Source organism: Microcystis protocystis FBCC-A270, from assembly GCF_050500235.1.
Classification (GTDB): Bacteria; Cyanobacteriota; Cyanobacteriia; order Cyanobacteriales; family Microcystaceae; genus Microcystis; species Microcystis ichthyoblabe_A.
On record NZ_CP191407.1, the window covers coordinates 3,824,849 to 3,851,466 of the forward strand.

General features: G+C 44.1%; 19 protein-coding genes, 1 tRNA gene, 3 pseudogenes and 1 CRISPR repeat array. Of the genes and pseudogenes, 10 read left to right on the plus strand and 13 right to left on the minus strand.

Translation table 11 applies throughout. The features are described from left to right. Positions 1–9 precede the first annotated feature (9 nt). The 3 genes from ACQY1X_RS18585 to rdgB all read left to right on the plus strand — a co-directional run bounded on the left by ACQY1X_RS18585 (position 10) and on the right by rdgB (position 5,807). On the plus strand, positions 10–3,825 hold the full coding sequence (locus ACQY1X_RS18585) for a tetratricopeptide repeat protein (RefSeq protein WP_430013317.1): 3,816 nt from the start codon (positions 10–12) through the stop codon (positions 3,823–3,825). Positions 3,826–4,070: 245 nt separating this feature from the next. After that, on the plus strand, positions 4,071–4,976 hold the full coding sequence (locus tag ACQY1X_RS18590; protein ID WP_002774772.1) for a class II fructose-bisphosphate aldolase: 906 nt from the start codon (positions 4,071–4,073) through the stop codon (positions 4,974–4,976). Between the two features lie 237 nt (positions 4,977–5,213). Next, the gene (gene rdgB / locus ACQY1X_RS18595; protein WP_052275329.1) at positions 5,214–5,807 is read left to right on the plus strand and encodes an RdgB/HAM1 family non-canonical purine NTP pyrophosphatase; all 594 of its coding nucleotides are present in this window, start codon (positions 5,214–5,216) and stop codon (positions 5,805–5,807) included. Here rdgB and lipA read toward each other — a convergent pair. After that, a complete protein-coding gene (lipA, locus tag ACQY1X_RS18600) occupies positions 5,770–6,675 on the minus strand; it encodes a lipoyl synthase (RefSeq protein ID WP_128575114.1) in 906 nt (301 codons plus the stop codon). The two genes, rdgB and lipA, sit on opposite strands and share 38 nt — an antisense overlap. A 71-nt stretch (positions 6,676–6,746) precedes the next feature. Between lipA and ACQY1X_RS18605 the strand changes: the two genes are divergently transcribed. From ACQY1X_RS18605 to ACQY1X_RS18615, 3 genes and pseudogenes are all read left to right on the plus strand, one after another. Next, positions 6,747–6,820, plus strand: a tRNA-Pro gene (locus tag ACQY1X_RS18605). Positions 6,821–6,888: 68 nt separating this feature from the next. Next, positions 6,889–7,219 (plus strand): annotated as a pseudogene (locus ACQY1X_RS18610) (nucleotidyltransferase family protein). Next, positions 7,204–7,392 (plus strand): annotated as a pseudogene (locus tag ACQY1X_RS18615) (HepT-like ribonuclease domain-containing protein); the annotation flags it as partial. The pseudogenes ACQY1X_RS18610 and ACQY1X_RS18615, both read left to right, overlap by 16 nt. Before the next feature lie 47 nt (positions 7,393–7,439). On the opposite strand, the gene ACQY1X_RS18620 reads toward ACQY1X_RS18615, so the two are convergent. Then, entirely contained in the window at positions 7,440–7,910 is a 471-nt protein-coding gene (locus ACQY1X_RS18620; RefSeq protein WP_002741005.1) for a DUF4079 domain-containing protein, read from the minus strand. A 287-nt stretch (positions 7,911–8,197) separates the two neighbouring features. On the opposite strand from ACQY1X_RS18620, the gene der reads away from it, so the two are divergent. The 4 genes and pseudogenes from der to ACQY1X_RS18640 form a co-directional block, all read left to right on the plus strand. Next, positions 8,198–9,556 carry a ribosome biogenesis GTPase Der gene (gene der / locus ACQY1X_RS18625; RefSeq protein WP_430013318.1) on the plus strand — a complete coding sequence of 453 codons (1,359 nt, stop codon included), beginning with the start codon at positions 8,198–8,200 and terminating at the stop codon, positions 9,554–9,556. 3 nt (positions 9,557–9,559) lie between these two features. Further along, positions 9,560–10,435 (plus strand): energy-coupling factor transporter transmembrane component T family protein, encoded by an 876-nt coding sequence (locus ACQY1X_RS18630; protein WP_002774784.1) that lies wholly within the window; start codon positions 9,560–9,562, stop codon positions 10,433–10,435. A gap of 509 nt (positions 10,436–10,944) precedes the next feature. Further along, positions 10,945–14,136, plus strand: coding sequence for a beta strand repeat-containing protein (locus ACQY1X_RS18635; protein ID WP_430014995.1), 3,192 nt, complete (start codon positions 10,945–10,947; stop codon positions 14,134–14,136). A 112-nt stretch (positions 14,137–14,248) separates the two neighbouring features. Then, positions 14,249–14,726 (plus strand): annotated as a pseudogene (locus ACQY1X_RS18640) (IS1634 family transposase); the annotation flags it as partial. A gap of 564 nt (positions 14,727–15,290) precedes the next feature. Here the strand turns inward: ACQY1X_RS18640 and ACQY1X_RS18645 are convergent. From ACQY1X_RS18645 to ACQY1X_RS18695, 11 genes are all read right to left on the minus strand, one after another. Continuing rightward, on the minus strand, positions 15,291–16,955 hold the full coding sequence (locus tag ACQY1X_RS18645; protein WP_430014996.1) for an RAMP superfamily protein: 1,665 nt from the start codon (positions 16,953–16,955) through the stop codon (positions 15,291–15,293). A gap of 5 nt (positions 16,956–16,960) precedes the next feature. Next, on the minus strand, positions 16,961–17,368 hold the full coding sequence (locus tag ACQY1X_RS18650; protein WP_069474142.1) for a hypothetical protein: 408 nt from the start codon (positions 17,366–17,368) through the stop codon (positions 16,961–16,963). A gap of 19 nt (positions 17,369–17,387) precedes the next feature. Beyond that, positions 17,388–18,215, minus strand: a complete 828-nt coding sequence (locus ACQY1X_RS18655) for an RAMP superfamily CRISPR-associated protein (protein WP_002736838.1) — start codon at positions 18,213–18,215, stop codon at positions 17,388–17,390. A gap of 142 nt (positions 18,216–18,357) precedes the next feature. Next, positions 18,358–18,483 (minus strand): hypothetical protein, encoded by a 126-nt coding sequence (locus ACQY1X_RS18660; RefSeq protein WP_430013321.1) that lies wholly within the window; start codon positions 18,481–18,483, stop codon positions 18,358–18,360. A 142-nt stretch (positions 18,484–18,625) separates the two neighbouring features. After that, positions 18,626–19,609, minus strand: a complete 984-nt coding sequence (locus tag ACQY1X_RS18665) for a type III-B CRISPR module-associated Cmr3 family protein (RefSeq protein ID WP_004268164.1) — start codon at positions 19,607–19,609, stop codon at positions 18,626–18,628. Between the two features lie 10 nt (positions 19,610–19,619). After that, entirely contained in the window at positions 19,620–21,044 is a 1,425-nt protein-coding gene (locus ACQY1X_RS18670) for a Cas10/Cmr2 second palm domain-containing protein (protein WP_430014997.1), read from the minus strand. Positions 21,045–21,051: 7 nt separating this feature from the next. Beyond that, complete coding sequence (locus ACQY1X_RS18675) at positions 21,052–22,083, minus strand: SAVED domain-containing protein (protein WP_430014998.1); 1,032 nt, start codon at positions 22,081–22,083, stop codon at positions 21,052–21,054. Positions 22,084–22,098: 15 nt separating this feature from the next. Beyond that, on the minus strand, positions 22,099–22,701 hold the full coding sequence (locus ACQY1X_RS18680) for a Uma2 family endonuclease (protein WP_430014999.1): 603 nt from the start codon (positions 22,699–22,701) through the stop codon (positions 22,099–22,101). A 672-nt stretch (positions 22,702–23,373) separates the two neighbouring features. Beyond that, positions 23,374–23,771: a CRISPR direct-repeat array (repeat unit 36 nt; unit sequence CCTTACCTATTAGGTCAAATAGGATTAGTTGGAAAC). Positions 23,772–24,218: 447 nt separating this feature from the next. After that, complete coding sequence (gene hpsU, locus ACQY1X_RS18685) at positions 24,219–24,809, minus strand: hormogonium polysaccharide biosynthesis acetyltransferase HpsU (protein WP_430015000.1); 591 nt, start codon at positions 24,807–24,809, stop codon at positions 24,219–24,221. A gap of 5 nt (positions 24,810–24,814) precedes the next feature. Beyond that, positions 24,815–25,765, minus strand: a complete 951-nt coding sequence (locus ACQY1X_RS18690) for a glycosyltransferase family 2 protein (RefSeq protein WP_002752838.1) — start codon at positions 25,763–25,765, stop codon at positions 24,815–24,817. 148 nt (positions 25,766–25,913) lie between these two features. Beyond that, the gene (locus ACQY1X_RS18695; RefSeq protein ID WP_123230328.1) at positions 25,914–26,579 is read right to left on the minus strand and encodes an urease accessory protein UreF; all 666 of its coding nucleotides are present in this window, start codon (positions 26,577–26,579) and stop codon (positions 25,914–25,916) included. Positions 26,580–26,618: the final 39 nt, after the last annotated feature.

Below are 26,618 nucleotides of genomic sequence, written 5' to 3' on the forward strand. Positions count from 1 at the left end.
ATAATAACCATGTTGAAACCCTTTCCCCTACTCCTAAGCCTCCTACTTCTGCCCGTCGTACCGGTTAAAGCACTATCCCCTTTCTCTGCTCCGGCGATCGTGGCGGAAGACAGCCCAAACGCGCAGATCGAGCGATCGATCCGTCAAGTCACTGTTAAGATTACTAGCGAGATAAATCGGGGATCGGGAATCATTATCGGGAAAAAAGGCAGTATATACCTCGTTTTGACCAACGCTCACGTTATCCGCGGCGCGAAAACCCTACAGATCCAAACCCACGACGGCCAAACCCGCACAGCCTCGATCGCGCCGAATTCCCTTTTAAAAGATAAGGATCTGGCCCTGGTGGAGTTTAGCGATACCCGGGATTATCCGATCGCTAAAATTCGCGCCATTTCCCCGGATGCGGAACTAGATATCACTGTAACCGGTTATTCCGCAGAAACGGGGCAGTACACCACCGATAACGGGAAAATTGAACAGGTGAGCAATCGACCCCTCCTGGAAGGCTACAGCGTCGGTTATAGTGGCGATATCGTGCAGGGAATGAGCGGCGGTGGTATCTTTTTCGAGGATGAGTTAATCGGCATTAACGGGCGATCGGCCTATCCGATTCTCTCTAACTACACCTACGAAGACGGTACAAAACCCACAGACGCGGAAATCCAACAGATGAGAGCGGTTAACTGGGGCATTTCCATCAATACCCTATTAACCTACATCCGGCCCGAAATCCTGACCGCGTACCAATTACCCTTACCGAAAAGCTCACCGGGCATCGAAAACCCCACCTATACTGGCTATATCGCCCAATTAGAAACAAAAGCGAAGGGTTTCACCGTGCGGATCGATAGTAGCAGTCAGGCCAACGGTAGCGGCGCAATTATCGCCCGCGAAGGAAAAACCTACACCGTATTAACCGCCGATCATGTCCTCTGTGAGAAAATCGCCGAGGAGAAAACCTGTGCCGATTACACCTATACCCTCACCACCAGCGACGGCAAAACCCTTCCCCTCGACCGAAAAACCATTATTCGACAGGAAGGGGTCGATCTGGCCATTTTTACCTTCGAGAGTAACGAGAATTATCCGGTCGCAGAAATCGCCAACTATAGCCCCAATCGAGAGAGTCCCGTTTTTGTAGCGGGATTTCCCAAAATCGGCGATAAACGAGCGGGATGGCTCTTTAGCGGCGGTGCAGTGAAAAGTCAGGAGGAAGGACTTCTCGCCACGCGACAGAGTGATTTTACGATTACCCAAAGTGGGGCATCGATCAGGGTTAGTTCCCTGAGCGGCGGTTACGATATGGTCTATACCAGTATTACCTTCGGCGGTATGAGCGGCGGTCCAGTCTTAAACGCTGCAGGACAGGTGATCGGTATTCACGGACGCTCCGAGGGGGTTAAGGGGAAAATTCAGCTAGGTTTTAGCTTAGGGATTCCCATTAATAGTTTTATCGGTTTACAGGAAAGATTTCGAGTTAAATTATCTTCTTTCGTTACCGCTCAACCCCAGTTAACAGCACAACAACAGCAGGAGATCGATCGCACTCTTGTCAGTGTAGAAGTACCGGAAACCAACGCCTCCGCAGACATCTGGATCGAGCGGGGAAATCAACTCTGGCGCTTGAAAAAAGACGAGCGGGCCCTGCAAGCCTTCGATCGGGCGATACAATTAAACGATCCCGAATATACCTATTTAGCTTGGTACGGTAAGGCAATGGTTTACGGGCGCAAATACAAAGCTCGAGAAGCACTCGAAGCCCTCGATCAAGCCCTCGCTACTCTACCCGCTCGCGAGAAAGGTTCGGAATTTCATAGGGAAATTTTAAATTATCAGGGTGTATTTTATGAGCAGATGAATCAATCCGAAAAAGCGATCGCTTTTTTTGAACAAGCGATCAAAATCTCTCCCCAGAATCCCAACTATTACAATAGTCTATCGTCGGCACTACAAAACGTAAAACGGTACGATCGAGCCTTAGCAGCGATTAACCGCGCTATAGAAATCGCTCCTCGCTCCAGTTGGTATAGCAATCGCGGGAATATATACAAGGACCTAAAAAAATCGGATCTCGCTTTAGCTGATTATAATCAAGCTCTGGTGTTGAATCCGAATAACCCTAGGGCTTATATAGCTCGCGCCGATGTGTACGAAGAGCGGAAAGAATGGGATTTAGCCCTGGCTGATTATAACCGAGCCATCGAGATCGATGCTAATTTCGCGCCAGCCTACCGGTCCCGGGGATATTTTTACATGGCTCGAAAACAATGGGATTTAGCCCTAGCGGATTTTAACAAAGCAATTACCATCGATCCTAACAATCCTAACTCTTATGAAATGAGAGGTATTTTTTATAATTTTCAAAGTGAAGAGGAGTTAGCGATCGCCGATCTCACAAAAGCGATCGAAATCAATCCCTATTCCGTTGTCGCCTATTTAATGCGCGGTTTCGCTTACGACAACTGGCAAAAATGGGATTTAGCCCTAGCGGATTTTAATAAAGCGCTCGAACTCGATCCGAATTCCGGCTTCGGTTATGAGAGTCGCGGGCAATTCTATACGGAGCGGCAAGAATGGGACTTAGCTCTAGCGGATTTTAATAAAGCGCTCGAACTCGATCCGAATTCTGGCGCGGGTTACGGGTTGCGGGGAACTCTTTACAGTCACCAGAAAAAGTGGGATCTCGCTCTCGCTGATCTTAACAAGGCGATCGAACTCGGTTATTTTAGTAGTTATGGCAATCGAGGAAATGTTTATTTTCAACAACAAAAGTGGGAGCTCGCCCTCGCTGATTTTAACAAGGCGATCGAACTCTCGCCATACCCCGAATTCGCTTACGCAGCTAGAGCAATTTTATACTGGGATCGAAAAGAATGGGATCTGGCCCTCACCGATTTAAGTCAAGCGATCCGAATTAATCCTTATTTAGAGTTAGCCTATCGCTATCGGGGAGATATTTATCGCGATCAAAATCAATTCGATCTCGCCCTCGCCGATTATAACAAGGCGATCAAGCTTAATAGTAACGATGCAGAACTGTATTACAACCGTGGGGAAATTTACCGACAACAGCAAAAATCGGATATCGCCTTAGCTGATTACAGTCGGGCGATCGAACTCGATCCGAAATACTGGTCGGCTTATTTACAACGTTATATTATTTATGAGCAACAAAAGAAATGGGATTTAGCGATTGCAGATATCACGAAAGTTATCGAGATCAAGCAATTTCCCGGTGCCTACTTCGTCCGCGGATCCAAGTACCTAGAATGGCAAAAATGGGATTTAGCTCTAGCGGATTTTAATAAGGCAATTGAGCTTAAGCCGGATAATGCTTCATTTTACTTTACGCGAGGAATGCTTTACTATCAAACTCAAAAATGGGATTTAGCTCTAGCGGATTTTAATCAGGCGATCATTCTCGATCCCAAGCTCAAGGACTCTTATAATTTCCGGGGAGAAATTTACAAAAGACAAAAACGCTATAGCGAGGCATTACAAGACTATCAAAAAGTTCTCGAACTGGACGAAAAAAATCTGATTGCGATTACCAATATTGGCTTAATTCATTACGAACAAGGCGATCTAAATTTGGCCAGTAGCCAATTTCAAAAAAGTCTGGAAATTAACCCCCAATCTGCCGAAAATCAACTGGCTCTCGCTGTTACTCTCTACCGTCAAGGCAATACGGAGAAAGCGATCAAACTTGCTAAAAGTGCGCTTAAAATCGACCCTGAATTTGCTCAGGTTGAAACCCTGCAAAAAAATCTCTGGGGTGATCAAATCATCGCCGATGCTCGAAAACTGTTCTCGCAACTGTAGTAGTTTCTTAGGTTGGGTTGAGCGAATAAATATGTTAAAGAAAACCTCTAAATTCTCAGGAAAAGCGAAACCCAACAGCCAACATCTAAATCTGTCTGAATCTTTTTATTGGGTTTCCTTGGGTCTATGGTTGGGTTTCCTTAGGTCAATCCAACCTACTTTAGTTTCCTTGGGTCAATCCAATCGACGATAATTGCTATGATTACTATAGTCCGTAGTCGTGGTCTTTGGTTATTTTCCATATTATGCTCGCTTCTACTCAGGAACTCCTCGAAACCGCTCGCAAAAATATCTATGCGATCGGAGCTTTTAATGTTTATAACCTAGAAGGGGTCAAAGCGGTGATTAGTGCCGCCGAGGATTGCCGTAGTCCCGCTATGTTGCAAATTCACCCCAGTGCTTTGCGTTATGGCAGTTCCACCCTCGTCGCTCTCTGTTTAGAGGCCGCTCGCTCGGCCAAGGTTCCTATCTCAGTCCATCTTGACCATAGCACTAAAGCCAGCAACATCTACGAGGCCCTAGAAGCGGGAATGACCTCAATTATGGCCGATGGCTCTCATCTTCCCTACCAAGATAATCTCGCTTTTACCAAAGAAATGACTCGTCTCGCTCACGAATACGGGGCCGTGGTGGAGGCAGAAATTGGCCGAATTAGCGGCACTGAGGACGGGTTAACTATTGCCGAAAAAGAGGCTAAAATGACAGATCCGGAGCAAGCAGTGCAATTTGTGCAGGCGACGGGAGTGGATTCTCTGGCCGTAACTATCGGTAATGTCCATGGCGAGTACAAAAGTCCGCCCCGTCTCGATTTCGATCGCCTGGCCCAGATTCGACAACTTCTTTCTATTCCCCTAGTTTTACACGGTGCTTCTGGTTTACCCCCAGAAATGATCGGGCGATCGATCCAGTTAGGAGTCTGCAAATTTAATGTTAATACGGAAGTGCGTCAAGCTTATATGCAGTCCCTAAAACGGGAAATTTGTAGGCCAGAGGATAAGGATTTATTAGAGATCGCAGGAGAGGCAATTTCCGCAATGAAATCGGTAATTATCGACAAATTAACCCTTTTTGGTGCTGTCAATAAGGCCCACCTCCACGAAACTCCCTACGCTCAAATGTTAGCGGGACTATCAGTTATCAGTAAACAGTAATCAGTTATCAGTAGATATCTGCAATTCACTGAAAAAATACGGCTCTCTTAGGTTTGGTGGGTAAAATGTATTCTAAGATACAGTCCTGCTGGCGAGCGAGTGGAAGGAACCACTCCAGACACAGAGGACACAAAGATCGATCACTACTATATAAGTTAAACTTATCACACAGAACCCAGAAGAGCCCTCACATCTGATAACTGGTAACTGATCACTGATCACTGAGATAAAATGCCAATGAAAAAATTAATTCTAGCCACGAGTAATCCGGGTAAATTGGCAGAGATAGGGGAATACTTAACTGATATCGACCTAGAATTGCAGTTAAAACCCGATGATTTAGAGATAGAGGAAACCGGGGCGACTTTTGCTGAAAATGCCTATTTAAAAGCTGCTCAAATTGCCCTAACATTGGGAGAATGGTCGATCGCCGATGATTCGGGATTGGAAGTAACCGGGTTAGGAAATGCCCCGGGGATTTACTCGGCCCGCTATGGTAAAAATGATCGAGAAAGAATCGATCGCCTCGTCAGAGAATTAGGAGATAATCAGGATCGTTCGGCCCGTTTTGTCTGTGTAATTGCGATCGCCCGTCCCGATGGTGAGATTGCCTTGAGCGCCACAGGAATCTGTACGGGAGAAATTCTCACCAGTCCTAGGGGTAAAGGTGGTTTTGGTTACGATCCGATTTTTTATGTTCCCGAATACGCTTTAACCTTTGCGGAAATGTCTCCGGAATTAAAAAGAAAAATCAGCCACCGAGGACGAGCTTTTCAGCAATTGCTGCCCCATCTCAAGACTCTCGCGGGTACAAATTCATCAAGGCTCTGACTTGTTCAGCATGATAAGAGCTTCTTGTCAAGGGACTCGCAACAATTTGTAAAAATCCCAGAGATTCCCCGTATTCGCGCCAAGCTTGGAACTGTTCGGGGGTGATAAATTCCTGTACACCGAGATGTTTTGGCGATGGTTGCAGATACTGCCCGATGGTGAGAATATCACAATCGACGGCCCTTAAATCGCCCATCACTTGCCGCACTTCCTCGTCGGTTTCCCCCAATCCCACCATAATGCCCGATTTTGTGTAGGTAGCGGGAACAATGGCGCGAGCGCGCTGCAATAATTCTAGAGAACGCTGGTAATCACCCTGGGGACGCACGCGACGATAGAGACGGGGGACAGTTTCGGTATTGTGGTTTAAAACTTCAGGTTTAGCAGCAAGAATTAAAGCTAAAGCCTGCCAATTGCCGCAAAGATCGGGGATCAGCACTTCGATGGTGGTTTTTGGAGAAATGCGGCGAATTTCCTCGATACAACGGACAAATTGACTAGCGCCACCATCAGCCAAATCATCGCGATTGACAGAAGTGATCACTACATGATTAAGATCAAGACGTTGTACGGCTGCCGCTAGTCGCAGGGGTTCCGTGGAGTCTAAAGGTTGCGGTTTTTTCTCAAAATCTATATCACAGTAAGGACAGGCGCGAGTGCAAGCAGGACCCATAATTAGAAAGGTAGCCGTCCCCGCGTGGAAACATTCGCCGATATTGGGACAGGAAGCCTCCTCACAAACGGTATTTAAGCCTAAATCGCGTAAAACTTCCTTAACACTGCCGACTCGCTGCCATTGCGGTGCTTTCACCCGTAACCACTCTGGTTTGACCGTCACGCCTGAACTACTCCGATAATTTTTGCCTATATCCCTAATATCCTAGCAAGTCTCGACCCAATCAAGGCCGAATATGCTATGATGATTTAGCTGAAAATTTTCGGGATGTAGCGCAGCTTGGTAGCGCACTTCGTTCGGGACGAAGGGGCCGCAGGTTCGAATCCTGTCATCCCGATTAAAGACAATCAAGGTGTAATCTGTTCTACGGTTAAGTAGATAGGTGTTCAAAATTGTCAGTAGATCATGAAAATTGAGGAATTACTCAAAAACAAACGAGAAAAAATCATTGCTATTTATTGCTGCTAAACACGGCGCGAATAACGTGCGAATCTTTGGTTCTGTCGCACGGGGAGAAGCTGACGAAAAAAGCGATATTGATTTATTAATTGATTATTGTAGCGAACGTCGGAGTTCCTGGTTTCCTTTGCCGTTAATTCGAGAACTGGAAGCTTTGTTAGGCGGCAAAGTTGATATTGTTACCGAACAGGGACTTAAAGATAGAATCAGAGAGCGGGTACTTAAAGAAGCAATACCACTAGGAGAGATGATACCGAACGCTTGCGGGATATTTTAGAAGCAATTGAGCGTGTAGAAAAGTATGCTCCACAGGGAAAAACCCTGTTTGAACAACAAGAATTAATTCAAACTTGGATTGTCTATCATTGACAAATTATTGGTGAAGCAGCGAGAGCAACTTCTCAAGAATTTCCAGGAAGATACCCCGAAGTTCCTTGGCGAGATGCCAGCGTTCGGTGAGATGCGTCTGATGACGCATCCTCTCTGTTCAGGTTTTCTCACATTTTGCTGAGAATACGCTGGACTATATCCATTCCTGTGAAGGCTTGCCAGCCAAAAAGACCTAAAATGACGGCATTAAGGGTAATATGGGTGATTCTAGCCAATTCGTTGCCTTTTTGCATTAAAGGTACTAAAGCGGCACTGATTGAGATTAAACCCACCATCCCTAAACCGGCCAGCAGATGGGGACCAACAAATAATTTACCGTTATTAATATAAGTCACCGCCATACCTCCGATCGTCCCCAACACCATTAAAGCCAGGATTAGGGAGCCAATTTGATAGTGTTTAGTGCGAAAATTTTTGGGCAATAATTCTTTTTTTAGGTCTTTATCTGCTGTCCGCGTCCGTCGCCATTGTAGCCCCGAATAGAGCGCATAGATAGTTAATCCTAATAAAACCCACATTAAAATGGGATGGCCAAATTGTGACCAAGTTTTTACGGCACTGGGAATCTCGAAGTTCATAGTTGTCTGTTCTCATCAAAGATCGCTTCTTAATAAAAATTAACATGAATCGCTCGCGCTTCCTTGTTTTCTGGGTCATTAGACCTGTCATACTAAATCCCGTTTAAAAGCTATAGGAGAGGGGGGTATGGGGAGAATAAATAGAAATAGTCTCCTGAATCCTGACGACCGACTCCTATCTCCATCACTACTACCTTTGTGTAAACCAACGTTCAAATCAACCAAGGTCGATCGCAAATCGCTATGATAGAATATTGGGTCTTTAATTTCCGTCCCCTCCTCCCTTTATGAAACTGCCTGTCGTCGCTATTATCGGTCGTCCCAATGTGGGCAAATCTACCCTCGTCAATCGTATCGCTGGAGATCAACAGGCGATCGTTTTTGATCAACCCGGGATTACCAGAGATCGCACCTATCAACCGGCTTTCTGGTGCGATCGAGATTTTCAAATTGTCGATACAGGAGGGCTAGTTTTTAACGATGACAGCGAATTTCTCCCTTTAATCCGCGAACAGGCTTTAATCGCCCTAGCAGAGGCAAGTGTGGCGATTTTTGTTGTCGATGGCCAGGCAGGAATTACCGCCGGCGATCGAGAAATTGCCGCTTGGTTACGACAGCAAAATGTGCCGATACTTTTGGCAGTTAATAAATGTGAATCGGTGGAACAGGGTGTCCTGCAAGCGACGGAATTCTGGGAATTAGCCATCGGTGAACCCTTCCCCATCTCGGCCATTCACGGCTCTGGTACAGGTGAACTACTTGATGCGGTGATTAAATATTTGCCACCCGGGGCGGAAATTCCCGAAAATGAAGAGATTAAAGTGGCAATTATCGGTCGTCCTAACGTGGGTAAATCCAGTCTCCTCAATGCTTTAACTGGACAACAACGGGCGATCGTTAGTCCGATTTCGGGAACTACCAGAGACTCGATCGATACTTTAATTGAACGAGAAGGACAGGTGTATCGGTTAATTGACACCGCCGGGATTCGCCGTAAGAAGAATGTGGACTATGGAGCCGAATTTTTCAGTATTAACCGTGCTTTTAAGGCCATTCGCCGGTCTGACGTGGTGTTATTCGTCATCGATGTGCTAGATGGTGTCACCGAACAGGATTTAAAATTGGCGGGACGAATCATTGAAGAAGGGCGTGCGGTGGTGCTAGTGGTCAATAAATGGGATGCGGTGGAGAAAGACACCTACACCATCAATACTTACACCAAAATGCTCCAAGATCGGCTGTATTTTATGGATTGGGCAGAAATGATCTTTGTCAGCGCCATGACGGGGCAAAGAGTCACCAAAATCCTCGAATTAGTCGATATTGCCGCCGAATCTCACCGTCGTCGCGTCAGTACCTCGGTAATCAACGATGTAATCGAAGATGCGGTTAAATGGCACAATCCCCCCACCACAAGAGGCGGAAAACAGGGGAAACTATACTATGGCACGCAAGTATCGAGTCAACCTCCCACGATCGCCCTTTTCGTTAACGATCCCCAGCGCTTTAATGATAACTATCGCCGTTACATCGAAGGGCAATTCCGGCAACAGTTAGGCTTTAAAGGAACCCCGATCCGCTTAATCTGGCGCGGCAAACCGGCGCGAGAAGTGGAAAAAACGGTTAATAGAGCCACCAAGGTCTAATTTATGGATTTATTGCGAAGTTTGCCCATCGGTCTTTATCTCGATCAACCAATTACCCGACTACATCAACTAGATGCGCGGGTAAAATTTATCTGGTTAATGGCTTTTTTAGCAGCACCTTTATTGGCTAATCCTTGGTGGCGTTTAGCTTTGGTGGGATTGTTAATGTTGTTAACCCTGTTGGCTCCTATTCCCCCCCGCGTCTGGCGGCAACAGATGGGCTGGCTGATATTTTTAGCGATTATCGTCTTTCTGATTACTGCTATCACTCCCGATGGTTTAGGGGTGAGTATTCAGCCGCGTTTACCGGAGGAAGGGCTGAATTTACCGCCAGCAAGTGATTATCAGTATGTTTTATGGGATAGAGGCCGTTTATTTGTTACCCGACGTTCTTTGGAATTAGCAGTGAGAATTAGTACCCTAATTTTTACTTTGATTTATAGCACTAATCTCTTTTTATTGACGACGGCCCCGGAAGAAATTACCGAAGGTTTAGAGAATTTAATGAGTCCTTTACGGCGATTTAATGTGCCAGTGACGGAAATTTCTCTGACTCTGACCCTCTCTTTGCGCTTTATTCCCCTGGTTTTAGAAGAAGTGCAAAATCTGGCTAGGGCAGTGAGAACTAGGGCGATCGATTGGCAAAAATTAGGGATTAAAAGAAGTTTAAACGTCTGGTTAACAGTAGTGGAAAAATTACTAGATAATTTGCTTTTACGCGCCGAACAAATAGCGATCGCTATGGAGGTTCGCGGTTTTACCAGTCCCAATCAGCATCAAGTACGCTGGCACGAATTAAAGTTAAGATGGGCTGATTTTATCGCTTTATTTTTGTTAATTCCCTTTTGGGCAGCCCGATTAGTTTGGGGGGGTTTATAGCAGTTATCAGTTATTAGTTATCAGTTATCAGATTTGAGTTTTAAGTGTGCAGTATTAAATAGAAGTTTCCTACTGTCTTTGCACTGATTACTGATTACTGTTTACTGTTCACAGCAAAAAACTCCCCACAGCCTACACCCAGCCTAGACTTTAACCTCGTTGTCACCCTTTCAGGGCGGAGATGCTGATGGTAGTGACGAGCCTGCGTTCTCAGAACCGCAATGTTTTGGAATTTATAACCGAGGAACCCTTCGCGCCTCTGGGAGGAGTAGTAATTCTCCCTCTCTGCTACCCCAGGAGAGTCCTTCCATAGAATCAATGCCACTGGCTGCTTGCCCCCCCTAAATGGTTACATACGCTACATAATCTGTTATCATTTAGATACGGCGGTTCCTCTATCCGTGTGGCACCGATAACTCTTTATTGGATAAGCGTTTCCACTTAGAAGATGTACCAGACTGAGCCTGAATCTGCCGTATGTATAGAATTGTTGATTGGGAATTTTTATTATGACATTGCAGGAAGGCACTTACACCTGGGAATACGGCGACACCACCCAGGCTCTCTGGTTCACCGCTTCTTACAACACAGTCACAAATCAATGGACTGTTGATATGAAGAAGGGGTCAATGGACCTCAACGCGTTATGGTGGTCGAATGGCGATAGCAACGCGGATGGGACTATCAGATTGTTATCGAAGGATAACAGTCTCAATATGAATGGGACTGGTATCGTCTGGGATGGATACGACAAGATTTCCGATACGGGGTTAACGGGAACGGAGCATAATGGCAGCAGTCTTCTGACTGCGGGTAATACCTATACTTACAGCTACAGCAAGGATCAAGGGGTAGAGATTGAATCGTTATTGGCTCAGGGTGTTGTCACCCTTGGTGTCAGAGCCACAAGCGTCAACGGCACTGGTGGTATCAAGGCGGTAGATGGGCAATTTGTTTTCGTTCCCTACGACAATACCCCACCCACAGTGACGGTCGATATCGTTAATGCTTCTCTGAACGACGGAACTAACAGTTCTCTAGTCACCTTTGAGTTCAGCGAAGATGTCGCCGGTTTTGACAACAGTGATGTGAACGTCAGCGGCGGAACCCTGAGCGACTTCACCCTGGTGGATGGTAACAGCTATACGGCCATCTTCACGGCCGACGATGCGGTGGAAACCACCGGCTCGGTGTCCGTGGCAGCCGATAGCTACACCGATATTGCCGGTAACAATGGTGGAGCGGGTACGGATACGGTGACGATTGACACGCTCAATCCGACCCTTGCACTGGACATTGTTGATGCTTCCTTGAACGACGGAGACAACAGTTCTCTAGTCAGCTTTGAATTCAGCGAAGATGTCACCGGTTTTGACAACAGTGATGTGAACGTCAGCGGTGGAACCCTGAGCGACTTCACCCAGGTGGATGGTAACAGCTATACGGCCATCTTCACGGCCGACGACGCGGTGGAAACCATTGGCTCGGTGTCCGTGGCAGCCGATAGCTACACCGATATTGCCGGTAACAATGGTGGAGCGGGTACGGATACGGTGACGATTGACACGCTCAATCCGACCCTTGCACTGGACATTGTTGATGCTTCCTTGAACGACGGAGACAACAGTTCTCTAGTCAGCTTTGAATTCAGCGAAGATGTCACCGGTTTTGACAACAGTGATGTGAACGTCAGCGGTGGAACCCTGAGCGACTTCACCCAGGTGGATGGTAACAGCTATACGGCCATCTTCACGGCCGACGACGCGGTGGAAACCATTGGCTCGGTGTCCGTGGCAGCCGATAGCTACACCGATATTGCCGGTAACAATGGTGGAGCGGGTACGGATACGGTGACGATTGACACGCTCAATCCGACCCTTGCACTGGACATTGTTGATGCTTCCTTGAACGACGGAGACAACAGTTCTCTAGTCAGCTTTGAATTCAGCGAAGATGTCACCGGTTTTGACAACAGTGATGTGAACGTCAGCGGTGGAACACTGAGCGACTTCACCCTGGTGGATGGTAACAGCTATACCGCCATCTTCACGGCCGACGACGCGGTGGAAACCATTGGCTCGGTGTCCGTGGCAGCCGATAGCTACAGCGACGTGGCAGGTAACACCGGCTCCGCAGGCTCGGATACGGTGACGATTGACACCAAAAATCCGACCCTCGCAGTCGATATCGTTGATACTTCCCTCAACGACGACGATAACAGTTCTCTGGTAACCTTTGAGTTCAGCGAAGATGTCGCCGGTTTTGACAACAGTGATGTGAACGTCAGCGGTGGAACACTGAGCGACTTCACCCTGGTGGATGGTAACAGCTATACCGCCATCTTCACGGCCGACAATGCTGTGGAAACCACCGGCTCGGTGTCCGTGGCAGCCGATAGCTACAGCGACGTGGCAGGTAACAATGGTGGAGCGGGTACGGATACGGTGACGATTGACACCAAAAATCCGACCCTCGCAGTCGATATCGTTGATCCTTCCCTCAACGACGGCGATAACAGTTCTCTGGTAACCTTTGAGTTCAGCGAAGATGTCGCCGGTTTTGACAACAGTGATGTGAACGTCAGCGGTGGAACCCTGAGCGACTTCACCCTGGTGGATGGCAGCAGCTATACGGCCATCTTCACGGCCGACGATGCGGTGGAAACCACCGGCTCGGTGTCCGTGGCAGCGGCCAGCTACACCGACGTGGCGGGCAAAGATGGTGGAGCCGGCTCGGATACGGTGACGATTGATACGCTCAATCCGACAGTGGGCATCAACTTTGCCAGCCAACTGCTCACTGGCCAGAACTTTAGCACTACAGTTACCTTCCAGTTCAGCGAAGCCGTAAGCGGTTTCGCCGCCAGCGACGTGACCCTGACCAACGGGGTGCTGAGCAACTTCACCGGCAGCGGCAGCAGCTACACCGCCACGTTCACTGCCACCAACTTCCAGTCAGCAACGGGAACAGTGGCAGTGTCCAACGACTATTTCGATACCCTTGGCAACCAGGGTGTTGCCAATTCGGCCAACATCGCTATGACCGTGGGCGTCGGTCCTGACCCGAATGATGGTCCGTCTGGAGGCGATAGTGTGATTGGCTCAGGTACAATTGGCGCGGATTCCATCACTGGATCAACCGGTAATGACACCATCAATGGCGGCGAAGGCACTGACACCATCAATGGCGGCGACGGCAACGACATCATCGACGGCGGCAACGGCTACGACACTATCAGGGGCGGCACCGGCAACGACACCATCAGCGGAATCGGCGGCTTTGATCTGATCTACGGCGGATCTGGCAATGATATCATCAATGGTGGTAATGGTAATGACACCATCGTCGGCGGGTTCGGCAATGATTCCCTCGCTGGTAGCGGCGGCAACGACACCTTCCAGTTCCTGAGCATCTACGACCGGCAGGATGTGATTACCAATTTCAGTGCAATTTCCGGCGATACCGACACCATCGTGTTCAATACCACTGGTGCCAGCGCCTTCACGTCCTTGGGTAGCGTGTCTTTGGGAACCACAAACTATACCGACGCCCTTGCAGCTGGCTACCTCACCTACAGCGGTGGGGTACTCTCCTACGATGCCGATGGTTCCGCGGGATCAACCTTCAGTCCGTTGGCGATCATCACGTTGACGGGATCTCCTACTCTCAGTAACACCAACGTACTGTTCCAGAACCTCTAGCTCAAGCAGGCATTCCCCGCCTTATTTCTCCGGCCACTGCTGGCCATTATTGCGGGGAATGTTCTTAACTTCTTCTGCTCTGCACCTGCTGGTAATGATTTGGTAGTAAATGTTGATGGATGCAGCGACAACGGTTAAAGCTTATAAAAGTGTATCTCAAGTGGAGGAGGCATTTCGCTGTTATAAGTCAATTGATTTAACGGTGCGTCCTATCTATCATTATCAGGGTGATAGAATCAAAGCCCATATCTTTTTGTGTATGTTGGCTTATTATGTGGAATGGCATTTAAAACAGTGCTTGGCTCCTTGGTTATTTGAGGATGAAGAAATTGATGATAGTTCTCTGAATGTGATTAAAGCTAGTCGCAGTGAATCCGCTCAATCTAAAGAGAGAAAAAAACGGAATCAAGAAAACCTCCCTGTGCATAGTTTTCGGACTTTGTTGGAAGACCTGGGGACAATTTGCTTGCATACAGTAGAATGTACGATTAGAGAAGGAAGTTATCGTTTTTCTAAGATAACTTGACCGACTGAACTACAACAATCATGCGTTAGATTTATTAGGGGTTTCCCTAATTTGTACCCAGTAACGGGGCGGCGGAAATTCTTTTAATCCCTCCTACAGCACAGGTTATGGCCTTTTGTCAACAGGGAAGTCCAGTAATAGGTAAGAGATAAGAGTAGGGCTAATTCCGGAATTAGCCCTACTTTTTTAGGTTCCAACTAATCCTATTTGACCTAATAGGTAAAGACTACTCGAAACCGTCGAGCCGGATTGGGGAATAGCCTTGATGTTTCCAACTAATCCTATTTGACCTAATAGGTAATGGTGGTTCGATTGTCCATATCGACACCTACGATAAGAAGTTTCCAACTAATCCTATTTGACCCAATAGGTAAGGTTGCGAAAATTTCAAAGGCACTTGGTTAGAATGGGTGGAATTGCTTCCAACTAATCCTATTTGACCTAATAGGTAAGGCGATTACTTGGACAAGCGGACTAAATGAGGGGTTAACGTTTCCAACTAATCCTATTTGACCTAATAGGTAAGGGATAAGAGTAAGGCTAATTAATGAATTAGCCTTACTCTTTATGTTTCCAACTAATCCTAATTTGTCATTAATTTTGCTTAGGTACTTAACTATAAACGAGATTATTTCGGCCAAAGTTTTTGAAATTTTCCCTCTTGACCATTATTCTCGTCTAGAAAACCTAGAAAATAAGCACAATCATCAGAGTCATCAGGAAAAATTGTTAATAATTCTAGATATTTATAGGTGTCTTTCGGTCTTTTTTTGCCCTGTTCAGTAGTGATAATATTCACAAGGGGATACATTCGATGCCAAAGACAACCAATTTGATCGATACTTCCTGTCACCGAGGTTTTATAGATACTTAAATTATCCAATTTTTGATAGGCTTTGTGAAGCCATTTTATGGCTAGAGAATCATCTTTATCTTCGGCAATTCTTCCCCAAACCTCGACATTTTTAGGATGCCAACTTTCTCGCCAGTTAGCACTATTATCGGGAGTTATGGGGATATCTTTTTGTAAGGACATCCATTGTTTAGCAATAGTGCGAACATCTTTGATAAAGGGATGAACATGAGTTAAATCTATGACTTTATTATCGTTGATTAAAGAACTTTTATTCCCCCATTGCCAATGACAGCCAATTAAGGGTTTATTGGGATAATAATCCTCATAGAAAATACTATGATCTGCTCGTCGCCATGATTTACCAAATCCTCCTAATAACATGGCAAAACGAGTGAGAAAACAAATTAATTTTTTTAAGCATTCTTGCTGGTTTTCGGGGAGAGATTGGGATTGGGTGAGAATCCAGCGTAATTCTCCTGTTACTGTGTAGGTGGGTTCGTTGTAACCCTTGGCAAAGGTTCCTAACTCTAGAGATTTGACACAAAAATCGACCGCTAGTAAACCTTGGCTTGCTTCTCCGTCAATTCCTCCAAATAGCTGATTAACTAACTTTTCGGCATTTTTAGCATCAGTTAAACCGCCAAAAATACGCAAGGCATGACCGCGAATTGCTCCTCGAAAAATATTGGGTCGAAATTCCCTTGCACCATCGAGGCTTTTAGGAGCCATTCCTTGCCCTTTCAGAAAACATTTATATAAAGGTTCTTTTGAAGATTTAATGTCTTTTGGTAAGCCGTAACCGCTACTAACACGGCATCCTAGACCAGATTCTAAAGCTCTTTCCCAGATAGTCCAAATCTCCTCCCAATCGGGTTGTTCTATTGAGGTAGAAATGCCAAATTTTAGGGTAGGTTGATAGAGAGAAATTAAAGCAAAACCACTTTCTCCACTGGGTTTTTGTCGAGTGTTTGGGGTTTTTACTTGCCATCCCTGTTGCGGGTGAACAATATCTAAAAGATTTTCCGTCCAATCATTAACGGGATAACCGCCATGGAAGCGCAAAAGACTAGGGTTATCGCTATCTTTTTCGAGGTGATAACGTTGTTTTTGTTCGGGGGTGCAAGCTTGACAAAAGGCTCCTTTCATGCTGGAACCGGGATAAAATGGTATGCCATAAGCACCCATTACAGGCCGAATTATTCCTTCATCTTGTCCCCCATTAGTGACGAATCGCCACGATATTTGATATTCTTTGGTTTTTACTTCTTGACCAAATTGGGGAGGATTTTCATCGACTCGTTCTATCCATTCCTTTACCCATTTTTGGCTATCATTTTCATCTTTTTTAGAGTCAATATATTGTAATTGCGATCGCCCTTTGGTTTGTGCGCGAAACATCAGGGGGATTTTGTCACCAATATCGGGAATATTAACCATATAATTTATCGCTCCTTTGTTCCTTTATATCTTTGAGTCCACCAAACTAAACAATCGCATAGTTGCGTTAAAACAGCGAGGGTAATTCTCTGGTCTTCTAGCTTTAATTCCCAGAGTTTTTCTGCCATTGCTTGAACAGATTCGGTATCATTTACCTGTACGGTATCGTTAGGGATAGAAATCCCCGCTTCTGCCATGGTTTCGACTAATTTATCCCAAGTTTCTTTCCAGTATTGTGCTTTATTGGGTTCCTTGGATTGTAAGCGCAGATGTTCACCCCAGAATCTTTCTAGTCCATAGGAAACGGATTCACGCATTTTAAAAGATTGATTGAGAGAATCTCGATCCCGTAGTTTGGCAGCGAGAACTAATTTCTGAGCAATGCGATCGAGATTGTATTCTTTCCAAGCCATAATATTAGATAAAATGTAATTATTGATTAGCGTAGTTTAAAATAGTAACTTGGCAACGACCAAAACCGATAGATTCTAATCCTCCGAAATATAATTCTTTTTGGTTTACCGATTCTCCAAAAGGTTGCCATCCTGTTTCTTTGCAAGCAATGGGAAAAACTAAAATACTACCCACGGGTAAAGCTTCCACATTGAAAAAAGCTCCTTTTTCTGTATCCACTTTTTTCTGACCTTCTAGTAGTTTAACCCGGCTTTGTCGGTAGAGTGCCATATCGTGCAGCATGGATATATCGTTATCATCAACGACGACTAATTGAGAAGCTTTTAAATCCGCTTGCGGGGGAATCCACGAAGAAAGCTCCTCTAAGTGTTCAATTTCGAGAAATCCTAAGTTAAAAAATAAAACTTTGCTATTGCGGTTAACTCCCTGCACTACTCGCGCTTGTAAACTAGGGGAAGCAGTATAGGGATTGGGTACTTTTGCAGAGATTCCCGTGATTTGTTTGTAGCGTTTTAATAATAGGGGAGAAGTGACCCAAACTATCGGCTGCCCCGGACAAAATACCGGCAACCAAACGAGGGAAGCATATTCAAATTTAACTTTTGCTTCGGTGGTTCCTCCGTCTTCTTGTCCTGGGATTGTTTCGTGTCCGTACCATGTACGTTTTTCATCTATATTGTTCATATCGGCACGAAAACGGCCGCGAATAGAACTACCGGGGATAATTGCTGTTTGGGTGAATTGGTCACGAAAAATGAGGTTAAGATTACCCGTTTCTTCTCCTGCGGTTGCTCCCACATGAAGGGGTGCTAAGGTTTCAAGTATGCCATAACTTTTGTGATACATTTTTTGGTAAAAGTGAGTATTTTAGATGCTTAGGGATTATTCTAAACTAGGTTAACATTAATGTCAGGATTTTCTAAGATTTTGTTAATATTTGATCGTGGTATTTAGGCTATTAGGACAGCACAAAGCTATAGGTTTAGTCTTAATCAATTGCAACACCCTTTAATAATTCATCGATTTCTTTAGCCATTTCCTCTGTGTAAGGAGTGAGAGAAGAAGGGTTTTTAAAGGCATCTTCTACAAAAAAATCTAAAAACATACGCAGCATTTTATTTTTGCTAATTTTTGAGCTTTGATTATTACCACTTTTTCAATAATCTAATAAAGCTTTTCGGGTAAATCTAGTTTTTAGTTTTGCCATAGCTATCACTTATTCTCGTCTCATTTACCCTACTCAATAATTATAGGCTTTATTTGGCAATATTTTCTAAGGGTAAGGCTAATCCGCAGCCCCAACGTTTGAGAGAAACCCCTTCGCTGGGGAACCAAGATTCCTGCCAATTTTGCCAAGATGGTAAGGGGTTTTTTAAGCGATAAACTGTTCCTGCGGGAACTGCATAACGTCCCCTAGATAAGCGCTTAACTTTATCTTTTCCTCCGAATCGATAACGATAGGTTATTGGTCTTTCGGTGTTGAGGGTTTCTAATTGCCAATCACTGGGATTGCGAGTTGATAGGCGATTTGTTCCCCAGATTGCGGCAGTAATGAGGGCAAAATATTGACCGACATCTTGATTAAATAAAGTTTGGAGATGGCTGCTTAGTTCAAGTGATTTAACTTCCACTAGATGGGATTCTCCACCAAAGCGATACCAGCCATTTTCTAGGGGTTGATTAGCTAAATAAACTAGACAAGCATCTGGATGTAACTGGACGGCATTTTCGAGGAATAATTCTCCAGTTTTTACCTTTCTTTGCTCCTCTAACAAACGCGGATGGAGATGGGGATGATATTGCCACGGAGAACCATAGGCTTTTTGAGGATTATACCATTGGTTGATAGGAATCCAACTATCTCGATCGAATTTTCCCTCAATTTGTTTACTGTCTTTCTCTTGCCATTTTTCTTGCCATGTTAAGGTGTGTTGAATTTTTCCATTGTCGTTATTTTCTTGGTCTTGAAAATAATTTGCGAGGGGTTTTTTAGCCAAATAAATAAAGGGAGTGGGGACAAAAAAGTTATCTGGTTGTTCACTGTTTGCCCAAAAAGGGCCGGCAATTTGTAAATCGCGAATATTGGTGGGATTGCTGTGAGCAAATAGTCCCGAAACTGTGGCAGCAGTGGGGGGAAAACGATTTCCTGAACGTCCAACTAGATTTTCTGGAGACAGAAACGGACCGGCGCTACCGTAGAGAAATCCCAAAGGTTTAATTATGATCAGATATTGCAACATTTTTCTATGTTTAGGTGAGATGATTGGCCACTTTTGAGAGGTTAATTACCCAGTTATTTATATCTTGGTGAGAGGTGGTATCGATGGGTATATTTTGATTAAAATAAAGGTTAAAAACTGCATTGGCAATATCGTGATTATCATCGGTAAAACCGCGGCGATTTTCTAAAGTTGCTATATCATTATAGAAATGTGTCCAGTTTTTTCCTTCACTGAGATCGCAATAACTATCGAGGATATCTTTTAAGTTTTCCCAGGGACAAACCCACTCTAAATAGTTACCACTGTTAAAAAGGATTCGCACCGCTAGACGATTTTTACCTTGATTTTTAGCGGATTTTTCTGCTTCTCGACATTGTTGCAATATGTCACGCTGAGGAACTCCTGAAGCTGCCCAAACAAAACCGACGCTAACAGTTATATCCTGAGAATAACCGTGTTTTGGCCAGATTTCCCGATGAAATTGATCAAACCAATATAGACAATCTTGTAGGGTTAATTTTGGTTCTGATTTTTGTGAAAACAAAACCCCTAAAAAGTCATCTCCTCCCGCATAAATAATGCGACCAAAGTTAAGATAATTTTCTAGTTCTTCTCCCCATTGTCGCATTCTTTGACTAAATTCTTTTCTTGAGGATATGGACAGATTTTTTAGGTAATTTCCCATCCCGTCACCGTCCCCTTGAAACCATCCTGTATAGGATTTTTCCTCGTAGCGATTTAGTTCCACAAATTTTTTAGGAAGTTCTAGGTTTAAAGGCTTGCCAATATCATATAATGTAATCATTCTTTTGACTAATTCGGGAATGCTAAGACGTTCGGTTTCATCGAGGATAGCATTAGAAAGTTTTTGACTTAATTGCTGATAAAATTCAGTGATTTGCTGATTTTGTTGGGAAATACTAGAATATAAAGGATGGGTTTGATCCGTCATTCCATACCAAACAATGGCATCGGAACCCGATAAGCTAGAACTTTCTCCTTGCCAATTAATTCCCGTCCAATCTCGTTGATATTTTTTCTGTTGCAGACTTTTAAACGCACAATCGATCGAGTCCTCTTGCGCCCAGAAGAATTCCCAAGTATGATTAATCCATAGGTTCCATTCTCGTCGCCAAGTATAATTGTATTGTGGTAAATTTTGTTCAATCCAAACCCGACACTTATTAACCACTTTTTGCCATGCGTCATTGAAGACTTGTTCGGCCTCTTTTTTGGGAAAATTACCCGCGATTAAGATTTGGTTGGGAGTTCCTCTTTTAACGTCAATTAAAGCCGGAGAAATAAGGCTACATTCAGGATATTTATCCGCTGCCTGACAGATAGCATCGGCAAGATAGGATAATAAAAAAGAACCACCGTACAAGTCCCTTAGTTTACGCGATTTTTCGATGAATCCTTGCACAGGAGCAAAGGTAATTACAGTATAGTTCATTTTATCTTTATTGTCCTCGATAAAGTTTAAATTCCTGAAGATTAATAAGATTTCTGTAGGTAGAATTTTCGTATTGAGTTAGGAGAATTGGCCAGTATTGTTGAACGGCCATTCCGACAAGTATTCCCAAAGTTATAGGCATGGAATAAACTAGCTTAATCTCTTGATAGTTTTTTTGTTGAGCGATGTTGATAGTTTTAAAGATTTCTCTAGAATATTGTAGCCAATCTTCATTTTTTTCAATTGTACCACTGCCTTTACTTTTCAGATAAATTAAATCGCCGTAGTTTTCAATACTCTGATCATTAAGATTAATTTTATGGGAAGAAACATCGATGGCTATAGTTACTCTATCTTGACCTTTTTCGGTGACAACACGCTCAAATTTTTCGTATTCCTTAATATCTTCTTTGAGTTTGCGATCGCTAATTTCCACCACAGGATAATAACTATCAGAAGATTTATTATATTGAAAGATTTTTACTCCTTCAGTAGCGAGAATAGTGCCGACCATAATAGCGACGCTAATCGGACCGATATAGGCAAGATAAATAATAGTATTTTGGGGAGTTTTTTTCTTAAGTTTCTCTAGATTATAGCGGAGTATTTGCAGAAAAGCTTTCAGCATTTCTTGATCATAAATATCACAGGAGTAGTTAAAAATTAAGTCTGTTTCGCTAATATTGAGATACTGGTCAAGATTATTTTGATGATCTTTGTATTTATTTTCTGTTTCGATGATATTAAAAAGCGATTGCAGAGCCTTATTACTATCGGCAGGATTAGCAATTTTAATCACTATCGGTAGAGGAATCGCCTGATGTTTATAGAGGTCGTATTTCTGAGATTCTAGCCAGATACCGATGATAACTAGAGCCAAAGCAATCAGAAAAATTAGATAATATCCCTGGCCAAATTGATCGGCAATTAGTGCCAAAATAGCGGCGATGGCTAATGCTGCATTGGTGAGGGGATTAAAGATAATATTATAGGGATATTGACGCAGATTACCCAGGACATTTTTAAGAGATTTCAGCATAATTTTACTAGAGATTTAGGGCATAATATCGAGAAGACACAGAGACAATTCGGGAAAAACTGCCGAACTAATGCGCTCATAAAGACGATATAATTTTTGTTGATATTCATCACCTTCTAGCTGACAAATAGTCAAAGTAGGCTGTTTGGGTTTACCGATAAAAGAGATGCCACCCAATCCACGAAAATCGACAATCCAATATTCAGCAACACCTAAAGATGAGTATTCTTCAACTTTGCGTGCATAATCATCTTGCCAATTACTACTAACCACTTCTACCACTAATTTAATTGCTTGGGAGCTAGTTAAAATTTCTTGTTTTTCCCAGAGAGATTCGGTGCTAAAGTCCACTTCATCCAAAATGATGACATCGGGACGTAAAGCAGTAGCTTGACCCGATTCTGGACGGAGCAAACAGTTTTTAGGAATTGTCCAGAGTAGATGTAATCGCAAGATTTCTCCCCACAGTCTTCCTGCGATTTTTCCCGCTACGGATTCCTGAGGTCCAGTGGGTTCCAAGTCTCGCAACTCCCCGTCAATTAATTGATAGCGTGGGTCATCTCCATACTGGTTTAAAAAGTCTTCAAAAGTGAATAATTTAGGAGATAGGTAGGTCATGATTTTTATCGGATTAGACCTAAAGCTTGTTGTTGTTATCTATGATACTGATTGCTCGCCAGAATCGGGGGATTTTTGGGGTTAAAAAATCCTTAAAAAAAACTCCCACCCCTGCTACCCTCCTTAATCAGTAGCTAGACAATTAAGTAGGTAGGCGTTAAAAATTGTCAGATCCCCCCGCCTATCGGCACCCCCCTTATCAAGGGGGGCAGGGGGGATCGAACCTAAAATCCATTTTTAATTTAATTATAACCAGCTACTTAATTACAGATAATTACTTAAGCAAAATTAATTACACATCCAGAGGCGGAAACTGTACGCTAAAGTAGTAGAAAGGGTCAATCCTCAAGAGGATGATGTGCGCTTCTATGGGATTTCCGAAGAAGCTGTCTCTAGATTGTTGGTGATGGGAGGTTCTCCTCCTCAACCACCCCCAAATCTCTACATCATCTAGCTTGTCCCCTAACTCTTGACTGAAAATCGATGCACCCCCTCCCCGACCTAAAACCCCGATTCTCTGGTTAGATGTGTCGATTGCTCTCCCAGTCAGGGTTCTACCCTTTGGTATCGGGACTTTTACCCCCCCCAAGACCACTTTTTAACCCTCTTTTTGCAGGTGCGTCGATTTGGGGGTCTGTCTTCCCCTCTCGATGAGACTTTCCAAGGGGTACTCCTTACCTATTAGGTCAAATAGGATTAGTTGGAAACTTAACGGCAAAGAAATGTTTGCTGTAGGGTTCATACCCTTACCTATTAGGTCAAATAGGATTAGTTGGAAACCCAGAAATTTTCTTCACTTACGTGAATGCGGAACCCCTTACCTATTAGGTCAAATAGGATTAGTTGGAAACTGATAGATTGGGTCTCAATTATCTCAATTCCCGTGCCTTACCTATTAGGTCAAATAGGATTAGTTGGAAACACATGGATATCGTACGGGGCCCCTGCAACTTTGGCCTTACCTATTAGGTCAAATAGGATTAGTTGGAAACTAAAAAAGTAGGGCTAATTCATGAATTAGCCCTACTCTTACTCCTTACCTATTAGGTTAAATAGGATTAGAACGTAGGTTGGGTTGAAGCATGAAACCCAACGCCCGATTATGTTACGCTACCGCTAACCCATCCTACAAATAATTGTGCCTACCTACTTAGGACATTCTGGGCGCACGCGATGCGCCCCTACCATTGGCACAATAATAATAATATTATTGTAGGGGCGAATTGCATTCGCCCAAATAATTGTGCCTACCTACTTAGGACATTCTGGGCGCACGCGATGCGCCCCTACCATTGGCACAATAATAATAATATTATTGTAGGGGCGAATTGCATTCGCCCTCTTTAATTATAAACCCTTTTTCTAATAAATTGTGTCAAATAAACAAGATAAAAAATGTTAAATATATCTTGACAAAAATCGATAAAAATGCTAATTAAATTACGAACAGCTTAATATGTCCCGTGGGAAACAGTGGGACAAAAGCGAGCGGAAGACCGCCAAAAATGCCTCTTAGCTTAACTACTATAAGAATTCATCTTTCTATCGTATTGAGGACGACAGGGACTACCCCAAGCGACCTTTTGAGCGGGAATATCGGCAAATACGCTGCTTCTTGCCCCAATAACAACATTAGAGCCAATTTTTACCCCCGGAGCCAAAAAACAATCGGCCGCGATCCATGTACCATTACCGATGAGGATGGGAGTGGTTTTTAAGCCAAAAGAGCGATCGCCGGGATCGTGACTGCCAGTGCAAAGATAGCATTTTTGAGAAATCACACAATGACTGCCGATGGTAACATTATCCAAACTATAAATCACCACATCATCGCCGATCCAACTATAATCACCGATCGCCACTTTCCAGGGATAAGTCACCCTTACCGTCGGGCGAATTTTCACCCCAAGGCCGATTTTAGCCCCAAATAGCCGCAAAACAGCGCAGCGAAAGCTATCCATCTGGTGCAAACTGAGGGGAAAAAGAATTCCCTGTACTAACCACCAAAGTAGGATAATTAGATTAGAACGACCGCGATCGAACCAAGATTGATCGTAGGTACGCAGATCTAGCCACGCTTCCTCATCGGTGCGGATTTCTGGGGACATAGGACTTATTTAATCATTTCTACCGGTTGAGGTTCTGAGGGTTTAATCGGGGGATTAACATGGGTATTAACGTTTAATTTACCGCCAAATCTCCGTAATTCGTACAATTTAACCCCAATTTGGTATTCATACTGACTCAAAAGACGACCGTAGATATAACCAGCTTTGCCATCCAAGAAACCGAGACGGATAACATAAAAGAGAATAAAGCGCAGCAGCGGTTTAAAGGGCAATTTTACCCAAATTTTCTTTAAAAAACGTTTTCTCTGCACCGCATCACCGAACAGGTGCGCTCCGATCGTGCCACTTTCGTCATTACCCGTGAGAATATTGTAATAAACCCGGGCCTCCCAGTTGGAATAACGATTATGTCTTTCTAACCAATGATAGATATCGCGGAAATCGATGTGCAGCATATCATTTTTTAGATAGCCCACCTTGCCATTAAGGATAACGTGTTCGTGAACTTCGTTATCTCCCGTGTTGGGTATATCTTCCGTGTTTAAATTCTCATATCTACCCGACTTATGTTTAAATAAACGCAGATTCCAGTCGGGATACTTGCCACCATAACGAATCCATTGTCCGAGGAAGAAAACGCGACGATTGAGATAATAACCGTTATAGTTGGAATCTTGGATCACGGTGGCGATTTCGTCCCATAGTTCGGGGGTGATTCTCTCATCACAATCGACGATTAATACCCATTCGTTGCGAAAAGGCAGGTTATCAAGGGACCAGTTTTTCTTTTTCGGCCAACGACCATTAAAATAAAATTGGACTACATTAGCCCCATAGTTGGTAGATATTTCGATCGAGCGATCGATACTTTGGGAATCGACGACAAACACTTCATCAGCCCTAGCAACACTCTCTAAACAAGCGGGAAGGTTAGATTCCTCGTCTTTGGCGGGAATTAACACCGAAACGGGAATTTTTTCTGATTGACTAAACATTGGTACACTGTGGCTAGGTAAAGTGTTCGCATCTTTCCTTAAAACCCTCCGTCACTCAGAAAGCGAGAACTAGGACTTAAGATTTTTTTCAATCATACTATACCTTATTTGGTTTTTAAGTCATTCTCCTGCTTTTCTCCCTAAATTGCTAACTGCGAAATAGACGACTATACTGGGTTTCGTGGTTCATACTGGCAAAACTTAGCCCCCAACTCCAACTGGTCAGGTTTTCATCGGCTAAACTGATAATATCTGCTGTTGCTGTTAATAAACTGGGCTGTAAACCGATCAGAAGCGCTTGTCCTAGGGTTTGTCCAAGGGGAATTAAACGCAGTCCTGCATTGATTAAATTACTTGCCCAACTGTGTAAATAGCCTAAAACCGCTAATTCTTCCCCAATTTGCCAATGACTTGCCCCGATCGCAAAGGCGGTGGCATAATTAGCCTGTTCCGGTAGATTATCTCTGGCCGGTGCTAACTCCCGCAATAGGTTTAACAGCGATCGCCCCATTTGCCAGCTTTGTTGTCTTAATTCGGCCGTTTCCCGCGTTGCCGATAACCAATTGTCCCAATAATTAAGTTTTGTAAAATCTTCTTGACAAAAACAACGATATACCCTTAGCAAAACAGCCGCTTCTAAGCGAATCGAGCCTTGACAAAGCGATCGCTCTAACCAATCATTCAAGGTGGCACTATTGGAGATAATCCCCTTTTCGACGAGGGTTTCTAGCCCTTCAGAATAACTATAGGCCCCCACGGGTAAAATGGGACTAGCCAATTGTAATAAACACAAAAGTTCTTTCTGATCGAGCATAGAAAACCGAGAAAATTGTCCTTAACACAATCAGGGAAA